Origin of the sequence: Actinomadura darangshiensis (genome assembly GCF_004349235.1) — a bacterium.
In the GTDB taxonomy this organism is placed as follows: Bacteria; Actinomycetota; Actinomycetes; order Streptosporangiales; family Streptosporangiaceae; genus Spirillospora; species Spirillospora darangshiensis.
Genome location: NZ_SMKY01000537.1, coordinates 1 through 2,886, shown reverse-complemented (window position 1 = coordinate 2,886; position 2,886 = coordinate 1). Strand labels below are relative to the sequence as shown.

Genomic DNA, 2,886 nt, shown 5'->3' with positions numbered 1-2,886 from the left:
TCTATGGGCCGTTGAGCGAGTTCTACGAGGCGATCGACGCGCGGCTGCGGGAGGTGCCCGTGGAAGCGCCGCCGGTGGGGTGGGCGCCGCACATCGCCGCCCTGCGGGCGTTGCGGGACGAGAGGGTCGCGGGGGGATGGGAGGTTCTCGCCCGGTTCCTCGTCGCGCCCGGTTCGCTGGAAGGCACCGACGAGGTGCGGCTCGTCCAGGTGAGTGAAGAGGACGAGGCGCAGGCCGTCCGGGAGGCGGTCAAGGAGCTCACCGCGGCGGACGGACGGGCCCTGCTGATCGCGCCGACCCCGGAAAGGGCCGCCGAGCTGCTGCGGAGCATGGAGGGCGACCCGGAGGTCTTCTCGCTGCTGATCGAGACGCGGCCCGCGACGGCGGAGGCGCCGTCGGTGCGGACGCAGGCACTGCCGCCCGTCGAGGACGAGCCCCCGGTCGAGGAGGAGCCTCCGCCGGTGCGGGAGCGAGGGTCCGGCGGGACGGTCGAGTTCAAGCCCCTGACGGACGCGCCGGCCGCCGTGACCAGGGCCGAACCGCTGCCCACACCGCCGGCCGTGGAGCCGGCCGCGGAGCCCGTGGAGCCGGAGGAGGGGCCGTCGGCGCCGGAGGCGCGGGTGCGGTCGGCGGCGCTCCGGCCGGTCGGGGAGGCGTGGCGGCTGTCGTGGCGGACGGAGGCGCGGCTGCTGCAGCGCGGCCTGATGTGGCTGGAGCAGTGGCCTCGGGACGCGGCGGCGCTCCAGGCCGTCCAGGCGGAGAATCTGCGGCGGCGGGAGCAGTTGGAGGCCGAGCAGGCCGGGCTGGCCTCGGCGATCGAGGACGCCCGGGACGCGGCGGCGGCCGCCGAGGAGGCCGCCGGCACGGCGGAGGCCGAGGCCGAACGGCTCGTCGGCGTCCAGGAGGAGGCCGAGGCGGAGCTGGCCGGGCCGCGTGAAGAGGCGGAGCGGTTGCAGCGCGCCGCGGACGAGGCGGGCGCGAAGGCGAACGCCGCGACGCGGACGGCCGATGCCTCCTACGCGCGGTGCGTCCAGATGGACGAGCGCGCCAAGACGGCGCAGTCGGAGTTGCACGGGGCGCGCCAGGCGGAGGCGTCCCTCACCGATGAACTGGAGCGGGCGCGTGGGGCGCTGCCCAGTGCGGCGGAGGAGGCGCACCGGCTGACGGCCGCGGACGCGGACGCCGCCGCCGAGGGGCATGCCGCCTACTATCGGCTGGTTTCGGCGGAGTCGGCGCTCTCCGGGACGCGCCGCAAGATGTCGCTGGGGCAGCGGCTGCATGTGGCGTCCCCGCCGTCGGAGCTGAAGTCCCTGCGGGCCGAGGTCAAGGCCCGCGCCCGGGAGGCGGACGAGGCGGCGAAGCGGGCGCGCGAGGCCAAGGACGAGGCGGAGCACGCGGAACGCGTCCGGCGCGGGCTGGCGTCGTTCGTGTCGGAGGGCGGGGCACGGCTGCAGGCGGCCAAGGAGGCCCAGGAGCGGCTCGGCACCGAGCTGACCTGGCTCGCGGCGGAGCGGGAGAAGGCGGGCGCCGAGCACCAGGAGCAGGCGCGGCTGGCGTCGGAGGCCGTCGAGCGCGCCACCGAGGCCGGTCTGGAGGCGCGTGCGGCGCACCAGGCCGCCCAGGTGATCGCCGACCGGGTGAACGCTGCGCGGACGTCCCGCGAGGAGGCCCTAGCCGCGGCGGAACGGGCTCGGGCGGACGCCGAGACGGCCGCGGCGGACGCGGCGGAGTCGGCGGCCGCGCTGGAGCGCCGCAAGGAGGAGGGCGCGCAGGAGCTGTCCGCGCGGGAGGCCGAACTGGAGACGGTGACGCAGGCGGAGGCCCGCTCGCGGGAGAACGTCCTGGAGATCTGCGGCGCCGATCCCGGCGACGACCCGGAGGCCGTCCCGGCGCACCAGCGCCGCGCGATGGCGCGGATCGAGGAGCTCACCGGCTACATGGAGGGCGGACGGGCGGTCGGCGGCGACGTCCTGCTGCGCACCGCCGACCTGGTCGTCGGGACGCCGGCGGGCGCCGGGCTGACCGCCCGCGACGAGGACTTCGACGCGTTGATCGTCGCGGGCGCGGGGGCGGTGACGGACGGCGAGTTCCTCATCGGCGCCGTCCGCGCGCGCTCCTGGCTCCTGCTGGGGGCGGACGGCTCACGTCCGCCCGGCTACCGGGAGTACGCGGGCGAACCGTCCGGCCGCCTGGAGCAGAGCCCGTTCGAGCGCGCCGCCACCGCCGCCCCCGACCTGGTGCGCGACCGGCCCTAGCGTCGTTCCCTGCGCCGGTCCCTGTCCTTGTCCTTGTCGTCGTCGTCCGGGACGAAGAGGTGCAGCAGCCAGCCGACGATGCCGACCACGATCGCGCCCCAGAAGGCGGGCCAGAAGCCGGTGACGTGGAACGGCAGGTCGAAGCTCTCCGCCAGCTCGCTCGTCAGCCAGAGCAGCAGCGCGTTCACGACGAGCCCGATCAGTCCGAGCGTGACGACGTAGAAGGCGCAGCCGAGGGTCTTGATGATCGGCTTGATGACGGCGTTGACCAGGCCGAAGATGACGGCGACCGCGACGAGCGTGAGGATCCGCCGTCCCGTCGACTGGTCGCCCAGGGCGATGCCGTCGATCAGGACCGTGGCGACCCACAGGGCGACCGCGGTGATGCCGATCTTGAAAAGTATTCGCACGCCACCGATCATGCAGGCGCGGGGCGGTCCGCGTCATCCCTCTGCGTGACGATCCGTGCGGATGTGCCCGTCATCACCGCGTATTACGGCGGTTACTCCGGACGGTCGAAGAACGGCGAGCTGGCCGGGATCTGCGAGCGGCCGGGGGACGGCGCCCGTCCGCCGGCGACGCGCACGCCCTGCGCGGCGGGCTCGCGGGGCATGGGGGCGGGCTCCTGGGG

1 protein-coding gene and 1 pseudogene are annotated in these 2,886 nt (G+C 75.6%); one reads left to right on the top strand and one right to left on the bottom strand.

Annotation, left to right across the window (positions count from 1 at the left end; genetic code table 11):
* Positions 1-2,255: pseudogene (locus tag E1293_RS48340) on the top strand (hypothetical protein); the annotation flags it as partial.
* On the opposite strand, the gene E1293_RS46030 reads toward E1293_RS48340, so the two are convergent.
* Positions 2,252-2,665, bottom strand: coding sequence for a phage holin family protein (locus tag E1293_RS46030; protein ID WP_279473370.1), 414 nt, complete (start codon positions 2,663-2,665; stop codon positions 2,252-2,254). The pseudogene E1293_RS48340 and the gene E1293_RS46030 overlap by 4 nt on opposite strands.
* Between the last annotated feature and the right edge of the window lie 221 nt (positions 2,666-2,886).